Origin of the sequence: Alcaligenes sp. HNGD-HTN06, from assembly GCF_049932565.1 — a bacterium.
Taxonomy (GTDB): Bacteria; Pseudomonadota; Gammaproteobacteria; order Burkholderiales; family Burkholderiaceae_B; genus Alcaligenes; species Alcaligenes ammonioxydans.
The window spans coordinates 2697143-2712631 of sequence record NZ_CP187782.1 but is presented as its reverse complement, the minus strand read 5'-3'; the positions used below and the strand labels follow the sequence as shown (position 1 = coordinate 2712631).

At 57.3% G+C, this 15489-nt stretch carries 12 protein-coding genes; 6 read left to right on the top strand and 6 right to left on the bottom strand.

Annotated elements, in window-relative coordinates:
* Positions 1-40: 40 nt before the first annotated feature.
* From ACOZ42_RS12455 to ACOZ42_RS12430, 6 genes are all read right to left on the bottom strand, one after another.
* Entirely contained in the window at positions 41-2878 is a 2838-nt protein-coding gene (locus ACOZ42_RS12455; protein ID WP_426345217.1) for a M16 family metallopeptidase, read from the bottom strand.
* A 172-nt stretch (positions 2879-3050) separates the two neighbouring features.
* Positions 3051-3575, bottom strand: a complete 525-nt coding sequence (locus ACOZ42_RS12450) for a MarR family winged helix-turn-helix transcriptional regulator (protein WP_003803326.1) — start codon at positions 3573-3575, stop codon at positions 3051-3053.
* 449 nt (positions 3576-4024) lie between these two features.
* On the bottom strand, positions 4025-5992 hold the full coding sequence (locus ACOZ42_RS12445; RefSeq protein WP_426345216.1) for a collagen-like triple helix repeat-containing protein: 1968 nt from the start codon (positions 5990-5992) through the stop codon (positions 4025-4027).
* A 232-nt stretch (positions 5993-6224) separates the two neighbouring features.
* The gene (locus ACOZ42_RS12440) at positions 6225-6815 is read right to left on the bottom strand and encodes a MarR family winged helix-turn-helix transcriptional regulator (protein WP_003801147.1); all 591 of its coding nucleotides are present in this window, start codon (positions 6813-6815) and stop codon (positions 6225-6227) included.
* Positions 6812-8536, bottom strand: a complete 1725-nt coding sequence (locus tag ACOZ42_RS12435) for a collagen-like triple helix repeat-containing protein (RefSeq protein WP_426345215.1) — start codon at positions 8534-8536, stop codon at positions 6812-6814. The genes ACOZ42_RS12440 and ACOZ42_RS12435 overlap by 4 nt, the downstream gene beginning before the upstream one ends.
* A 333-nt stretch (positions 8537-8869) precedes the next feature.
* Positions 8870-10621, bottom strand: coding sequence for a ShlB/FhaC/HecB family hemolysin secretion/activation protein (locus tag ACOZ42_RS12430; protein ID WP_230406185.1), 1752 nt, complete (start codon positions 10619-10621; stop codon positions 8870-8872).
* 683 nt (positions 10622-11304) lie between these two features.
* Between ACOZ42_RS12430 and ACOZ42_RS12425 the strand changes: the two genes are divergently transcribed.
* From ACOZ42_RS12425 to ACOZ42_RS12400, 6 genes are all read left to right on the top strand, one after another.
* Positions 11305-11520, top strand: coding sequence for a Flp family type IVb pilin (locus ACOZ42_RS12425; protein ID WP_301605916.1), 216 nt, complete (start codon positions 11305-11307; stop codon positions 11518-11520).
* Positions 11521-11590: 70 nt separating this feature from the next.
* A complete protein-coding gene (locus tag ACOZ42_RS12420) occupies positions 11591-12100 on the top strand; it encodes an A24 family peptidase (protein ID WP_415301853.1) in 510 nt (169 codons plus the stop codon).
* Positions 12100-12621 (top strand): TadE family protein, encoded by a 522-nt coding sequence (locus tag ACOZ42_RS12415; RefSeq protein WP_003801142.1) that lies wholly within the window; start codon positions 12100-12102, stop codon positions 12619-12621. Before ACOZ42_RS12420 ends, ACOZ42_RS12415 begins: the two co-directional genes overlap by 1 nt.
* On the top strand, positions 12618-13109 hold the full coding sequence (locus ACOZ42_RS12410) for a TadE/TadG family type IV pilus assembly protein (protein WP_301605914.1): 492 nt from the start codon (positions 12618-12620) through the stop codon (positions 13107-13109). The genes ACOZ42_RS12415 and ACOZ42_RS12410 overlap by 4 nt, the downstream gene beginning before the upstream one ends.
* Positions 13106-14059: a Flp pilus assembly protein CpaB gene (gene cpaB, locus ACOZ42_RS12405; RefSeq protein ID WP_301605913.1), complete on the top strand. Its 954-nt coding sequence runs from the start codon at positions 13106-13108 to the stop codon at positions 14057-14059. Before ACOZ42_RS12410 ends, cpaB begins: the two co-directional genes overlap by 4 nt.
* 84 nt (positions 14060-14143) lie before the next feature.
* On the top strand, positions 14144-15478 hold the full coding sequence (locus tag ACOZ42_RS12400; protein WP_059318032.1) for a type II and III secretion system protein family protein: 1335 nt from the start codon (positions 14144-14146) through the stop codon (positions 15476-15478).
* Positions 15479-15489 lie beyond the last annotated feature (11 nt).

The window sequence follows — 15489 nt, the reverse complement described above, 5'->3', positions numbered from 1 at the left end:
TTCTTTCTGTTCAGGACGGCTTCAGGACCCAACCTGCCTCTTAGGGTTGGGCCTCCATCAGGGCCGGTTCAGCAGTGTTGTCCGGGACGTCTGTCGCCGTCTTTGTTGCAGGTGCAACATCGTCTTTCTGACGCTCATGGTCGGCGGCAATGGCAACCACCATGTCCTGAGGTTTCAGATATTTGCGCAAGGCTGCGTTGACCTGTTGAGCATCGAGTTTTTGCAGGTCCTGATCCATTTTCTCGGACCATTCAAAGCTGCGGCCCAGATCCAGGTAGTTCAACCAGGCACTGCTAACCACAGCATCCTGACTGCGCGAGAGGCGGCGATAGTTCAACAGGGCAGTGATGCCTTCCTTGACCTCTTGTTCGCTAAAACCGTCCTTCAGTGTCTGGTTCAGCACCTCATTAATGGTGTTGCCCAGTTTTTCGCTGTTGGTGGGAGCGTGGATGGCGTAGACCGTCCATGAGCCATGGGGCTCATAGCTGGACGCATCGAGCTGGCTGCGTACGTTGTAGGACAGGCCATCCTCCACCCGCACACGATTCCACAGACGCGAGGTTTCCGACAGGCCCAGCAAGTAATTCGCCAGATAGACGGCCGGGAAGTCAGCGTCGGTATCTTGCAGCTTCAGGCCCAGTTCAGCCAGATAAAAGGCGTTGGCTTTGTCCGGCGTATTGATATCGAATACCTTGGGCGGGACAGGGTGCAGCGGGTCGTCCGGCCGTTGATACGTCGGCGCTTTACGCCATCCTTTCAAACCGTCCGACAGAGCCTTGCGAACCTGCTCCTCGTCAAAGTCACCCACGGCGCTAAAGGCGACATCGCCTGTTCCATAAAATTTCTGATGGAAATCCCGTACCTGTTTGAGGGTGACGGCCTGCACCCGCTCTATCCCTTCTTCAAAAGTAGGGGTGTAGCGGATATCGTCTTTGGGCCAGGGGTTGGTGTAGCGTTCAATGGTTTGGCTTGCCAGGGCAGCCGGCTCGGTGCTGGCCGATTTCAGGTCCGTAACGACGGCCTGCTGGTATTTCTTCAGTTCGTCCTCCGGGAAGTTTGCCTCGCGCAGCACGTCCAGTGCCAGCGCAATGGCCTTGGGCAGATTTTCGCGGTTGGACGACAGGCTCAGATACAGACGGCCATTGGAGCCGCTAGTGCTGAACTGGGTTTGCATGGCCGTAAACTGGTCGGAAATCTGTTCCCGGTTGAGCTTTTTGGTGCCGGTGCTTAGCAGACTGGCCACTGCCGCGGCTGTGGCGCTCTGGTTTTTCAGTTGCTCAGGCGAGCCAAACTTGAAGGACATCCGGGCCTCGACACGCTCGGCGCGGGTCGCTTTGGGAAGCAGTGCCATTTTGACTTCGCCCAGATCCTTGCCTAAGGACAGGGGCTGCAAATCAGTGCGAGCCATGATGTTTGCTGGGCTGGGATCAAACGCTTCGACGGCTTTGCCGCTGTCCTTGCCGGTGTAATCCTGCACCAGCTTGGCGACATCCACTGGTGTGGCCTCAGGAGCACGTACCGGTTTGTCGGTGGGAATGTACAAGCCATTGCTGCGGTTGCTGGCCACCAGCCAGGTTTCCAAGGCCTTTTGCACTTGTGGTAGCTTGGCGTCTTCTACCCGATCACGCTGTAGAAAGAACAAACGCCAGTCGCCGCTGGCCGCTGCCTCGGACAAGGCGCTGGCCAGGCGTGAGGGATTGGCGTAGGTTTGCGTCCAGCCCGTCAGCCACTGGCTGCGCACGCGTTCCAGGTCCGCCTCTTTCAGTGGGGACTTGGCGACACCTTCCACCGTTTCATTCATGACCTTTAAGGCTTTTTGCGGGTCCATATCGGACTTGAGTTCCGCACCAAACAGGGCGTAGCCTGGATCGTGATTTTCGGAGTCAAAGCTAAATACGCTGGTAGCCAGATTGTTGTTGACCAGGTTCTTGTAAAGCTGGCCACTAGGTGTGTCACCCAAGGCACTGATGCCCAGGCTCAGGTTCATATAGTCCGGGCTGGCGGCGCTGGGCAGATGATAGAGCGACATGATCAGCGGCGTGCCGCCCTGGCGACGCAAGGTCACCGTACGCGTGCCATCTTGCACGGGTTCGACCGTGTATTCCGGGCGCAAGTGGCGGGTGGGTTTGGGGATGGAGCCAAAGGCCTTGGCAATGTTCTCCAGGGTCTGGTCCGTATCGAACTGCCCGGTTACAAAGAGTACGGCGTTATCAGGCTGATAGTAGTCGTGATAGAACTTGCGCAGTTGTTCTACGTCTACGTTCTCTACGTCCGATCGTGCGCCGATGGTGGTCTTGCCATAGCTATGCCATTGATAAGCGGCGGCAGTGAGCTTTTGCATCAGCACCCGGAAAGGACTGTTCTCGCCGCTTTCCATTTCATTGCGCACCACGGGCATTTCTGCTTCCAGATCCTGCTTGTCGATCAGGGCGTTGACCATGACATCGGCCTGCCAGTCCAGATACCATTTCAAGGTTTCAGGATCGGCAGCGAAACTGGCAAAGTAATTGGTACGGTCACTGGAGGTGGTGCCATTGGCCTCCAGACCACGCTTGGAGAACTCCCCTAACGCATTGCGCAAGGTGGGCGTGCCGCGAAACAGCATGTGCTCGAGCAAGTGCGCCATGCCGGTCTGCCCATAATTCTCGTGCCGTGAGCCGACCAGATAGGTCATGTTGACGGTGGTCGTAGGTTTGGAATCGTCAGGGGCCAGAACAAGGCGCAGACCATTGTCCAGCGTATATTGCGTAACGCCTTCGACAGAGGGGCCTTGGGCCAGGCCAGGGGGTAGCGCATAAGCGGCCAGTGAACTTGACAGCAGCGCAGCTCCTGCAAGATGGCGCAGGCGCAGGGCGGCAATCAGTACAGAGAGTTTCATGAACACATCCTTACGGTTTTAGCGAGAAATAAGCCAGCCAGGCCGACCAGTGTCTTTTGTAGCATGGGGCCGTTTAGCTGGGTAGGCGGCAATCCCTGCAAAAAGTTTGTTCTGTCAAAAAAAAAGCCCACCAGTGGTGGCTGGTGGGCAAAACAGCAAGAAAACGGCACCCCTAGGTGGTTTTGTGCTTGAGCCTGTCCAGGGCATCCTGACGCAGATGCTCAAGACTTTTAAGAAGAAATTCGTAAAGAGCGGTGATTTGTTTAGGGTTGTAGTGTGCCGCGGCCTGCATGACCTGCTGCGCGGGTAAATCCATGTCGCCCATCAAGCGCTTGCAGCGTTCCTGGTTGGGATACAGGCTGGTCATGCGTCCGTCGCGCGGATGGGGCTTGCGCAGCAAGTAACCTGCGTTTTCCAGTCGGGTAATCAAGGCTTGAGTGCCGCTGGGGCTCAGATCCAGTAATTGGGCCAGCCTCCCCGGAGACAGGGGTTTGAGTTCCAGCACAAACTCCAGGGCCTTGTACTCATTCAGACTCAAACCAGCGGCTCGTGCCAACTGGTGCTTGTTTGCTTCCAGGTAGACATCAAACTGGCGCAACATCATGCGCACGATATCGTTTTGCATATGCCCTGACAAAACTTCGTCCCTTGCTTCTGGCTCGGTCCACACGGTTGTCAGGGGCTGTTTATTGGGCATACGCATATATCCCTAGCGTGGGGGAGCACCCAGCAAACCGGTAAAGGGTGTCAGACGCTTGTGGTAAAGAGCAGGGTCGCCGTCAGGAGCGCCCGATACGCAGCGGACAGAGTGGGCAAGAGCAGCGGACTGCTGGGGACTGGATGCTGGGGCGACCATGAGCTGGCCCCTGATGGACCAGGTTTGTTTAGTGTGTGCGAAAGAGGGGGAAGCGGCCCCTGTACGGAGCGTTGTGACAGCCGTTGTCATGCTCACCGTGCCGGGTGTGAGTGATGACTTGGCAGCCTGTCTTGCCAAGCTGGCAAATGCTGTCAAGAAGGTAATCCTTGGGCTGAGTAAGCCAAGTCTGCCAGATTCATAATGCCTGTGTCTTCTGCGAGTCATGACTTACTCCATGAGAAATGGATGAGCTTTTGAAGGAAGGGGCGGGATGCGCCCCTTCCTCTGGTTTAGCGAGGCCCGCTACCGAGCAAGCCGCCCAGCAAACCGGTTACCGGTGCCAGCAGGCCGCCATTGTTGTTGCCTGCAGTAGCGGGACCGCCCGCGTCCACGCTGCCCGAAGCTCCCACGTCAACCGAGACGCTTGTCCCACCCAGCAGTCCTCCCGTCAAGCCACCGACCAAGCCTGTCACAGGAGCGAGCAAGCCACCATTGGCAGCATCGCCACCGGCCAAACCGCCGGTCAGCCCGCCGACCAGATTGGTGACAGGGGCGAGCAAGCCACCATTGGCAGCATCGCCACCGGCCAAACCGCCGGTCAGCCCGCCGACCAGATTGGTGACAGGGGCGAGCAAGCCACCATTGGCAGCATCGCCACCGGCCAAACCGCCGGTCAGCCCGCCGACCAGATTGGTGACAGGGGCGAGCAAGCCACCATTGGCGGCATCACCACCGGCCAAACCGCCGGTCAGCCCGCCGACCAGATTGGTGACAGGGGCGAGCAAGCCACCATTGGCGGCATCACCACCGGCCAAACCGCCCGTCAGGCCACCGACCAGATTGGTGACAGGGGCGAGCAAGCCACCATTGGCGGCATCACCGCCACCCAAACCGCCCGTCAGCCCGCCCAGCAAGCCGGTTACAGGCGAAAGCAAGCCGCCGTCACCATTGCCAGTCAGACCACCGGTTAAAGAGGCAACGGCTTGTGTCGCGTGGTTGAGGGTATTACCCAGGGGGTTCGTGTTGCTATCGGTTTGGTGAACCAGTCCGCCCACCGAGGCGACTGCCTGGCCCAGATGACCCACAACACCGCCCAGCCCCACAGGGGCAGCGCCATCTAGCTGCGTGCCCACATTAGCCAGGGCGCTGCCCACGCCGCCTAGCAGGGCGTTGATGGGTTGGCCCACGCCCAGGCCGTCACCGACTTGTTGCGTCACATGAGTGACCGTTGCGCCGACTGGAGCAACGACGGTATCCAGAGTCTGGCCGACATTGCCCAGAATGGGGTTCAGTCCAAGGGGCAGGATGTTGTCTACCGTCTGGCCTACATTCGCCAGTGATGGCTCAAGAATGGGAGCGGCGTCTGTGCCGTCCAGCAGGCCACCCAAACCCAACTGACCCGTCAATGGATAGAGCAGGCTGCCTTCACCCAACAAGGAGTCGGTCAAAGCGGCAACCCCTCCTGTCGCATGACCTAGCACGGCGGTCAATGGTTTCGGGTTGCTGGCGTCTGCATGCAGCAAACCACCCGCGCTGCCCACCGCATTGCCCAGCCCGGTCAACAGACCGCCCACACCTTGACCCAGGTTTAGTGGCAGGCCGGTATTACCCAGTTGCTCGCCTAGATTGACGACCACGCCGCCCGTCTGCCCCAGCAGATTATTGACGGGCTCGCCCAAACCTGTGGCACCTCCAACTTGTTGGGTCAGGCCTGTGGCAGTATCCACAACCGGGGCGACGACGGTATCCAGTGCTTGGCCCAAGCCTGCTCCTGTATCTTGCAAGCCTACCGGCAGCACGTTATCGACTGCTTCACCGACATTGTTGAGCGTGGTTTCCAGTGGTCCGGGAGTGCGAGGATTAGCACCGCCGTTGTCACCGCCGCCGTTGTCACCACCGCCGTTGTCGCCACCGCCGTTGTCACCGCCGCCGTTATCACCACCGCCGTTGTCGCCACCGCCGTTGTCACCGCCGCCGTTATCACCACCGCCGTTATCACCACCGCCGTTGTCGCCACCGCCGTTGTCACCGCCGCCGTTGTCACCACCGCCGTTATCACCACCGCCGTTGTCGCCACCGCCGCCTGTACCACCTCCGTTGCCTGTGTCTGGATTGGTTGGGATGGAATTGTCAGAGCCTCCCGAAGAACCGCCGCCGCTTAGGCTGCCGCAGGCGGTTAAAGCCAGAGTACTGGCCATCAAGGTGGCTAGGATGGTCAGGCGAAGGCCTGGTTTCTTGCTGTCTGTATTGTTATGCATTGCTTGCTCCAATAAATGATCGGGGTACCTGCTTGCTTCTTGGTTGAGGTTCAAGCAATTCGCATGCCAATTTTCTTGGTTTTATGAAACCCGCATCGATGCTCGGTTTGGTGCAAAGTACGAGAAAAAAAGAGGGCTATTTGTTACGGGTTTCGGCGCTTGGGAGGAACGTGTTACGTAACAAAAAAAGAACCGCTGACAAGCAGCGGTTCTTAAAGGCGTGGCAACAGGTTCAGGAGGACCGCGGTACCAGTGCCTTCGCATCCAGCCATGCTTTGGTGTTTTGTCGGAAGGTGCTCATGCTGTCGACCAAAAAGTCATACATGGCGATCAGTTGGGCGGGATTCTGGCTGGCCGCCGTGTTGATCGCTTGATTGATGGCACGCTCTTTCACGGCAAGGACTTCGCGACATTTGTCCATGACCGGGTGCAGGGCAATGACCCGCTTGTCCAAGGGGTGGCGACCGCGGGTGATGTATCCTTTGTGCTCCAGGCGATTAATCAGGGCGCTGACGCCACTGGCGCTTAAGTCCATCAGGTGTGCCAGTTGTCCTGTTGGCAGGGCATCGAACTCCATGATGTATTCCAAGGCCTTGAAATCATTCAGGGGCATATTGGCCTGTTCGGCCAGACTGGCTTTCAGGGCCTCTGCATAAATGGTGAACTGACGGCCCAGCATTTTGCCCAGATCCATCAACATCTTTTCTGACAGCATGTGTTGCTGTTCATCGTGGGAGGACCAGTTGGAACGGCTGCCTGCGCCTGATGTACCTGGGTGAAAGTTGACCGGCAAACTTACCGGATTCATGACTTTATTCATCATTTGCGGCCACCTCCGAGCAAGCCACCGACCAGGCCGGTGACGGGTGAGAGCAATCCTCCATTGGCTTGAGCGCCGCTCTCGCCAGTATTGGCCGGGGCACTGACCGAGCCTGTCAGGCCACCAACCAGCCCGCCGACCAGGTTGGTCACGGGTGCGAGCAAACCGCCGTTGGCTGCGTCACCGCCGGCCAGTCCGCCCGTCAGCCCGCCGACCAGGTTGGTCACGGGTGCGAGCAGCCCGCCGTTGGCTGCGTCACCGCCGGCCAGTCCGCCCGTCAGTCCGCCGACCAGGTTGGTCACGGGTGCGAGCAGCCCGCCGTTGGCTGCGTCACCGCCGGCCAGTCCGCCCGTCAGTCCGCCGACCAGGTTTGTCACGGGTGCGAGCAAACCGCCGTTGGCTGCGTCACCGCCGGCCAGTCCGCCTGTCAGCCCGCCGACCAGATCGGTCACAGGAGCGAGCAAACCGCCATTAGCAGCTTCGCCGCCACCCAGCCCGCCCAGCAGGCCAGTTACAGGAGCTAGTAGGCCACCTCCGTCTCCACCCGTAAGTCCGCCCAGCCCGCCTGTCAGGGAGGCAACCGCCTGGGTAGCGTGATTCAGGGTGTCACCCAAGGGATTGGTGTTGCTGTCTGTGTGGTGTAGCAAACCACCTGCTGAAGCCACGGCCTGGCCCAGATGACCTACCACACCACCCAGCCCCAACGGCGCAGCATGGTCCAATTGGCTGCCTACATTCCCCAAAGCACTACCCACGCCGCCAAGCAGGGCATTGATAGGCTGCCCGACGCCCAGACCGTCGCCGACTTGCTGAGTCACATTGGTGACGGTAGCGACCACCGGTGCAACGGTATTGTCCAGAGCGCCGCCCACGTCACCTAAAATGGGGTTCAGGCCCAGAGGCAAAATGTTATCTACGGTTTGTCCGACATTGCCCAAGGCCGGTTTGAGCACCGGTTCCCCTTCTTCTGCCAGCAAGAGACCACCCAGTCCCAGTTGAGCGGTCAGGGGATGCAGGAGACTGCCCTCACCCAGCAAAGAACCGGTCAGGACTTCTACGCCCTTGGTGGCGTGGTGCAGTGTGTTGCCCAGCGGGTTGAGATTTTGCGGGTCATTTACCAGCAACCCGCCAACCGATCCGACGGCTTGACCCAGATGAGAGAGCAGGCCGCCTGCACCTTCACCCAGATTCAGCGGCAGGCCGGTCTTGCCCAATTGGTCGCCCAGATTGGTCACTACTCCGCCGACTTGTTGAGTCAGTCCATTAACAGGCTGACCCAGTCCGGTCACACTACCGACAGTACGGCTTGTGTCGGTCACGATATCCGTAACCGGTTTCAATGCGCCATCGAGTGTTTCGCCCAGTTGATTGCCAGTCTTGCTCAGATTCAGGGGAACCACGTTGTCGACTGCCTGGCCCAGATTACCCAACGCATTTTGGGTCAGGCTGTTGTCTTTGCCGCCGCCGTTGTCACCACCGCCGTTGTCCCCTCCGCCGTTGTTGCCACCACCACCATCGCCGCCGCCTCCTGTGCCCCCGTCGCCGGGTGTGGGCAGGTTGGGATCGATAGCCGGCGGGCGAGCCGACAGGTCCAGACCATCACGCACGCCGCCGCGTGAGGAGCATCCGGCCAGAACGGTAGCGCTGATGATCAATGTCGCGACAAGCGCACGTTGCAAGTTGCGTTGGCTTGAGGCGTTTCTTGCTGAATTCCTTGCTTTCATGACTGACTCCGGTTTGAAGTGTAAGCACGCCCTTCAAGGGCTGTTGTCAGTCTTTAAGCAAAAATAGTGCCAATTTATTGTGTATGGTTTTGTTTTTTGTTTTTTGGTTTTAAATCATTGGCTTGTGCTTGGTTTTTGTGTTTTCAGGCACGCTGGTGTGTGGTTTTTAAGCCTGGATAAGAGGGGGGTAGCCCGGTTTTAACGCTTTGTTCTGTTCCTGTTACGTAACGTTTTTCGTAACACCTGAGCCTAAAAAATGGCTCGATGGAATACAAAAAAAGGCCATCTTGCGATGGCCTGAGAAAAAACATGTGTCCGGCCAACGGCTCGACTTTAAAAGCCGTCGTAGAAGAACAGGAAATTCGTGTTCAACCGTAGTTTTCGTTGGTCGGAATTGACCGGCAAATCTCCCAGCGGTTTTGCCACGTTGATATCAAACAAGTAATGCTTGTTATTGGACAGCCGTACCCCAATGGCTGCCGATCGCAATTCACGGTTGTTGTAGCTGTTCAGGCGATCCAGGTTATACCAGGCGCGTGCCCAGTCATAAGCGATATAGGGTTGGATGCTATTGAGCCAGCGCGAGGAGTTGGTAAAACGACGATTGATTTCCAAGGTCGCGCCCAGGCCTTTGTCACCGGCCAGTTCACCTTGGGGATACCCGTAGCCGTGTCGCCATGCGCCAAACGAGATCTGTTCGGAATTGGGCAGGACATTGGAGCTGTATTGGCCACTGGCAGAAAAGCTCATGCCAAATTGTCCCGGCAAGGCCAGATTCTGTCTGAAGGAAGCGGTCCAGCGGGTGAAATCCAGGTCCAGATCGGATTCGGCGTCACGCTGCAAGTACGTGTTCAAGGATTTACGAGCGCCCATGGCGTCCAAGCCCTTGTATACCCCCAGGTTCAGTTCCCGCGACTGTCGGGCCGAGGCATCGGTATAGCGCAGCTCGGCCTTCAATGCGCGTACATCGGTGGTGTTTTCGATCCAGACATTGTCCAGCGTTTTGTGGGTGTAATCGTCCAGAGACCGGCTGGCATAAAAGCCGGCCGTACCTTTGAGGCTGCGCTGATTGTTCAGAATGAAGGGGTAGCTGATGGCTGCGCCGATGCGCTCGTTGATAACCTTGCGATTCCAGCCCTGTCTTTCCAGGACTTCGTCGCGTGGCTCGGAGCGATAGTGGTAGCCGTCTATTTCCAGGTTCAGACCGTTGCCGTTAAGAGGGATGGTCAGATTGCCGCTGACGTATTTGACGTCTTCGGGGCCGGTGGGAATGGCGGCGGTCAGCTTGAGCTCTTCTCCCAAGGGGGTCAGGCTGTTGGCGCTCAGTTGCACCAGCGCCTGTTTGCTGGACCCCATCTCCGCGATACTGGCATTTGCGCTAAATGATTTGTGTTGAGCCTCTATCAGCAGCTCGGAGGCGCCATCCGTGCGCACAGGCATGTCCAGCTTGGGGTCGATCTTCAGGCCAGGCACGGTGCGCAGCAAGTTCATGGTGCGCTCCAGCGTGCGTTGGGTCAGCGGCTTTTCGTCCACCATCGCCTGGGCAATGCGTTCGATCCGCGCCCGGCTGCGGCCCGGATCGCCTTCAATGCGGACACTGCCAACATGGCCTTCCACGACCGTAACCTTGATGTGACCTTGCGCGAAGTCTTGTTGCTGCAAGACAGCAAAGGACAGCGGGTAGCCTTTTTGTTGATAAAGCGCAGTGATCTTGTTCACTTCGTTGATCAACTGGGCAATGGTCAGTGTTTTGCCCGCCAGCGGCTCCAGAATGGCCGTGATCTGTTCAAAGGGGATGCTGCGACTGCCACTGACGTCAAAGCTGCGAACGAGCACTTGCTGCTGGAGTTGTTGTTGAAGTTGGTTTTGTGCCGCGGCGGGGGGGATGCTTAAAGACGGCGTAGTCGTCCTGGGGGCTGGTGCGCTGATGGGCGGCAACGCGTCGACGGGGTTACCCCGCAGGGGCGCGTCTGCCCAGCTAGCCGGACTTGTCGCTGCCAGGCCCATCATGCATCCCACGCTCGCAATCAGGCTGGGATTTTTTTTTCTAAGGAAGGCCAGTGATACGGGGTGCTTGTCATTCATTTGCATTAATCATTATTCGCTGAAAATCGGGCGCTTTTTTCTACTGTGCCGTAGTTTAACTTCGCTGTCACTTTTTGCTGTTTGAAAACAATCTATTTCCATATAGTGATTTAAAAGACCGCAAATATTACATTTTGAAACGTAAAAAAAATAGGCCTGATTTAGGGTGTTGGCAAACAGTCCTTTATGGCTGTATTCACGTCTACTTGCGGCGCTGCAAAATGGCTCACTTCCGCCGCAAGCCCAAAAGAAAAAGTTACTTTCTTTCAAGTAATTAAAGTGTCATCAGCGTTTCCTGTCAGGGAACAGGGGCAGCATTTTCTGTTGCATTTTGAAATGATAAAAACGGTAACATTATCAAATTTAGACACATTTCAGGTAAGAAAAGGTTTCAAATTAGCGGTTTTTTAGCCTTTTTTCATGGGATTTTGGCTGTTGTAAATACACAATCATGCGTTTTTCGTATCTTTAGGCTAGAATTCGTTTGTGTATTTGACGGCTGTTACACGTAAACCCTAGTAAAAACATAGACATACGAAGGTTTAAGATGATTTCAACGGAAAAATACAAAAATTGATAACAGTTCGCAGTGGTTGTTGCCGGATTTGGCAACGTTTTGTGCCTTCAGGGGTATCTGACCCTCGCGCTTGAGGGTGCTTTTTTCTTTTTACATGGGGACAGTCATGAAGACTCAACTTCAGCAATTCTGGAAAGATGAAGACGGTGCGACCGCTATCGAGTATGGCTTGATCGCTGGCCTGATCGCTGTGGCGATTATCGCCGCCTTGACCGCGCTGGGTGGTGACTTGCGTGCGATGTTCGAGAAGGTATCTACATCAGTTAAAGCCGGTACGAGTGGTTCTAGTAGTGCTGGCGGTGGAGCTGGCGGCGGTAATTAATTCATAGAAATAGTTTTGTTTGAGCATCAGCCAATTAAACAATGGCTGAGCCTTTAAGTTTTGATGGCTGATGCTTATGTTTGTTTTAATAAAAATTTCTTTTGTTTTTTTTCTGCTTTTCTTTTCCATTCAGATTATTTATTGCGATCTGAAATTCCGGAAAATCCCTAATACCTTACTAGTTTTCTATGGTTTGGCGCTTCTGCTGCACAAGATCCTGGTCAGTGTGTTCTATGGCCTTCCCTGGGGATCGGTGGTGGGGTGGGGAGATTCGCTGATCGGTTTTGCCGCTGCCTTGCTCGTGTTTTATCCCATTTGGCTCGCACGCCTGATGGGCGCGGCCGATGTGAAACTGATGGCCGTGTTGGGGTTGGCGCTGGGGTGGAAAGAGGCAGGCATGGTGGTGTTGTTCGGCACAGTGCTGGCGGGTTTGCATGCCTTGGCGTTGGTGCTGATTCCATCATTGGAGCGCAAGTACGGATTCGCCTTGCCGGGTACCCGGGTCAAGGCGCGCAGTGTCCCCTTGGGGGCCTGGTTATCCCTTGCAACAATGGGGTGGGTATGGATGCAAAATCAATAATGCTCCCACGACAGGGTCAATTACCAAAGCGGCGTGGCGTCGATAAAAACTATCAATACGGAGCCTACGCGCTGGAATTTGCATTGGTTTTTCCATTGTTGTTTCTTTTTATGTACGGCTTGCTGACTTTCGGTTTGATTATGACCGCGCAGCAGTCTCTGAATTTTGCCGCCGAATCCGGTGCGCGGGCGGCGTTGATTGAGCCAGCGGCAGGAAACAGCGATCCGATGAGCAGCCCGGCTCGCTTGCAGGCACGGGCGGACCGGGCCCGGCAAGTAGCTGCCGATCACGTTCAATGGTTAAGCCATTGGGTGGGAAGTGAGCATGTGCGCGTCAGCGCCGATTTGTCACGCGAGGAAATCAGCGTCGGGATTGTTTACGACTACGTGCAGGCACCGCTGATTCCGCGTTTTGCACCCGATACCCTGTTTTCACTGGTCGTGCCCGAACAGCTAAAAGGGCATGCCCGCATCAATCTGCTGGTTGCGGGTGAGGTGGGCTCAGAGGGGGGCACGCCATGACTCATGCCCGCGCGTCCATTGCCGTTGCCCAGCGTCAGCATGGCGTGGCCGCCATCGAGTTTGCATTGATGGTGGGGCTGTTGCTGGTGATTTTCAGCGGCATCCTTACTTTCAGCTCATTCTTTCTGGCCCAGCAAAAGATGAACCATTTGCTGGGCGACCTTTCGCGCCAAGTAAGCATGCAGGTCAAGGCGGCTGACGGGATAGAGTCCTTTGTCAATGAGCAGTTGGTCGAGAACTATGGCAAGGGCCAAGCAAAGAGCGACGCATTTTTGAACTGGTTCGGTGATCTCAGCGCCGAGGTCCAGTCCCAGGCCTGCACGTCCGAGCCCCTGTACGACTGCGCGCAACTTTCGTTGAAGCTGGATCTCGAGCCCGGCATTCTTTCTCAAACCCTGGACCTGCTCACCCCTGAAAAGGAGGGGGCGGATCCATTGCGCAGCTTAAGCGCCAAGACATTACTTGTACTCAGGAGACCACATTCATGAGCGGCATGATGAAGGGGGCAGCAGTCCTTTTATTGCTGGTCGCAGCCGTATTGGTTGCAGTTGCTTTGTACCTGGGCATGCAGCCCAACCCTGAAGTGGTCCAGCCTGTAGTGGGCACGCACAGCGCCGAGCCAGCGGCGACGCTTTACCCGGTCGTAGTCGCTAAACGGGATGTTAAAGCGGGAGAGGCCTTGCAGGCCGACGCCCTGGAGCTGGCCCAGTGGCCTGCCGCGCCGGCACAGTCTTTCGATACGCTGGAATCCTTGACGGGCAAGACGCTACGTTTTGATCTGGGGCAGGGGCAGCCGGTATTGAGCAGCTTCATCGCCAAAAGTCTGGCCAGCTATCTGGACGCAGGCGAGCGCGCGGTCACGATTCCGGTTGATGTGATCTCGGGCGCCAGCAACCGGGTCGAACCCGGCGACCTGGTCGATATCTTCATGACCTTCAACAATGGCAACGAGGTCAAGGACACCCAGGCTCGCTTGCTGATGCCACGGGTACGGGTGCTGGCCTATGGCAGTGCCTCCCTGTCCGGGCCGGACCCCGCCGAAAACACCTCGGGCAATCGTGCTGACACGCAGGTTCGCCATGCCATGCTGGCAGTCCCTCTGGAGTCGGTAAACGAGCTTTTGCTGGCCAGTCGCAGTGGCAGTTTGCAAGTTGTCTTGCGTGCACCCAAGGACGAGAGCCTGCCTGATCCCTCCTTGTTTCCCGAGTTTGCGGGGCTGATCCCAGCGCGCACCGGGCTGGATGCGGAGCAGCGGGAGGCCTTGAAGCTACCCGATAACCGTGCCATGGCAGGTCTGGGCTTACGGGAGTTCACGATCAGCCAGAGCGAGAAAGAGCAGGTTCAGGCGCGAGCTCAGGCCAGCGGGCAGCCGAATGCCGCGCCGCCACGGCGCACAGAGGTGATTCGCGGTGGGCGTTTAGAGCTTATTCAGCATTAAGCAGCAAGGAGCTTGTTGTGGGGACGGGTCAGCCTGCCAGAGGCGGTTGACGAGAAGCGACGCAAGGCAGCATGGATTAAACACATGAGACAGAAAATCAGAAAAGCAGGTCTGGGTTTGGGGTGCTGGTATGCGCTCTGCTTGTCGGTTTTGGCACCGGTGCCTGTCATGGCGCAAACGGCTCAAACCAGCGCCAGCCAGAAGGTGATACGCCTGGTGGCCAACGATCAGGATATTTTACGTTTGTCGCAAGTCCCGCTGCGTGTGGCGATTAGCGATGAAAGCGTGGCGGATGTGCAAATTCTGTCCGCATCGGCCGGGCAACGCGGCGAGGTGCTGCTGATTGGTAAACGCGCGGGCACGGCGGATCTGCGTGTCTGGATGCCGGGCCGCACGAATCCGGATCGGTGGACGATTGAAGTGAGCAGTCAGGTGCAACAGCAACTGGCGCAGGCCGGTCGTCCCATGTCGGCGCAAGTCTCCAGCGCCGGACAACAGGCTTTGATTACCGGCAGCAGCCCGTCTTTGCTGGACCATCAGGATGCCATGGCGGCCGCGCGTTCCGGCGCAAGCCCGGATGCGCCCGTGCTGGACCTGTCCGAGGTCAGTACCAGCGGCATGGTCCAGGTGGAAGTCAAAGTGGTGGAAGTTTCCCGCGAAGTCATGAAAGACATTGGCCTCAGTGCCAATGCCATCGGTGGCAAGCCCTGGACAGGCGGGGTGAACTTGCTGCCCCAGGCGATTTCGGGCGGATTGAGTCTGGCGTATAACTCCCGCAACTTCAGTGCGGCGTTGAATCTGCTTGAGCAAAACGGACTGGCCCGGATTCTGGCCGAGCCAACCTTGGTCGCCATGTCCGGTCATAGCGCCAGCTTCCTGTCCGGTGGTGAGATTCCCATCCCCAGCTCAGGGGGCCTGGGAACCACCACGGTGGAGTACAAACCTTTTGGTATTGGGTTGACGGTCACGCCGACGGTGCTCTCAGCCGAACGTATTGCCTTGAAAGTCGCGCCAGAAGCCAGCGAGCTGGATTACTCGCGCGTTGTGGAAATGCCGGGCGGGGGCGTGATGCCGTCTTTGCGTACCCGACGAGCCGACACCACGATCGAGCTGGGTGATGGCCAGAGCTACATCATCAGTGGCCTGGTGTCCCGTCAGACTGCCGCAGCGGTCAAAAAGATTCCTTTCTTGGGTGACTTGCCGATTCTGGGCAGTTTTTTCCGCAATGTGCAGTACAGCCAGAGCGAGCTGGAGCTGGTCATTGTCGTCACCCCTCGTCTGATTAAACCGATCCAGAAGGGGGCAACGATAGCCCTGCCGGGAGGGCGTCAGGAAAAGCTGGATGACGCGCCGAATGCCTGGGGCTATTTCTTGCTGGGCCGACACGGCTATGAGCAGATGCCAGGGTTTTCGCGCTAAGCGCGTGGAGT

Excerpts from the sequence above, each read along its gene's own strand:
- ACOZ42_RS12455 (WP_426345217.1), bottom strand. The coding sequence starts at position 2,878 with ATGAAACTCTCTGTACTGATTGCCGCCCTGCGCCTGCGCCATCTTGCA.
- ACOZ42_RS12450 (WP_003803326.1), bottom strand. The coding sequence starts at position 3,575 with ATGCCCAATAAACAGCCCCTGACAACCGTGTGGACCGAGCCAGAAGCA.
- ACOZ42_RS12445 (WP_426345216.1), bottom strand. The coding sequence starts at position 5,992 with ATGCATAACAATACAGACAGCAAGAAACCAGGCCTTCGCCTGACCATC.
- ACOZ42_RS12440 (WP_003801147.1), bottom strand. The coding sequence starts at position 6,815 with ATGATGAATAAAGTCATGAATCCGGTAAGTTTGCCGGTCAACTTTCAC.
- ACOZ42_RS12435 (WP_426345215.1), bottom strand. The coding sequence starts at position 8,536 with ATGAAAGCAAGGAATTCAGCAAGAAACGCCTCAAGCCAACGCAACTTG.
- ACOZ42_RS12430 (WP_230406185.1), bottom strand. The coding sequence starts at position 10,621 with ATGAATGACAAGCACCCCGTATCACTGGCCTTCCTTAGAAAAAAAAAT.
- ACOZ42_RS12425 (WP_301605916.1), top strand. The coding sequence starts at position 11,305 with ATGAAGACTCAACTTCAGCAATTCTGGAAAGATGAAGACGGTGCGACC.
- ACOZ42_RS12420 (WP_415301853.1), top strand. The coding sequence starts at position 11,591 with ATGCTTATGTTTGTTTTAATAAAAATTTCTTTTGTTTTTTTTCTGCTT.
- ACOZ42_RS12415 (WP_003801142.1), top strand. The coding sequence starts at position 12,100 with ATGCTCCCACGACAGGGTCAATTACCAAAGCGGCGTGGCGTCGATAAA.
- ACOZ42_RS12410 (WP_301605914.1), top strand. The coding sequence starts at position 12,618 with ATGACTCATGCCCGCGCGTCCATTGCCGTTGCCCAGCGTCAGCATGGC.
- cpaB (WP_301605913.1), top strand. The coding sequence starts at position 13,106 with ATGAGCGGCATGATGAAGGGGGCAGCAGTCCTTTTATTGCTGGTCGCA.
- ACOZ42_RS12400 (WP_059318032.1), top strand. The coding sequence starts at position 14,144 with ATGAGACAGAAAATCAGAAAAGCAGGTCTGGGTTTGGGGTGCTGGTAT.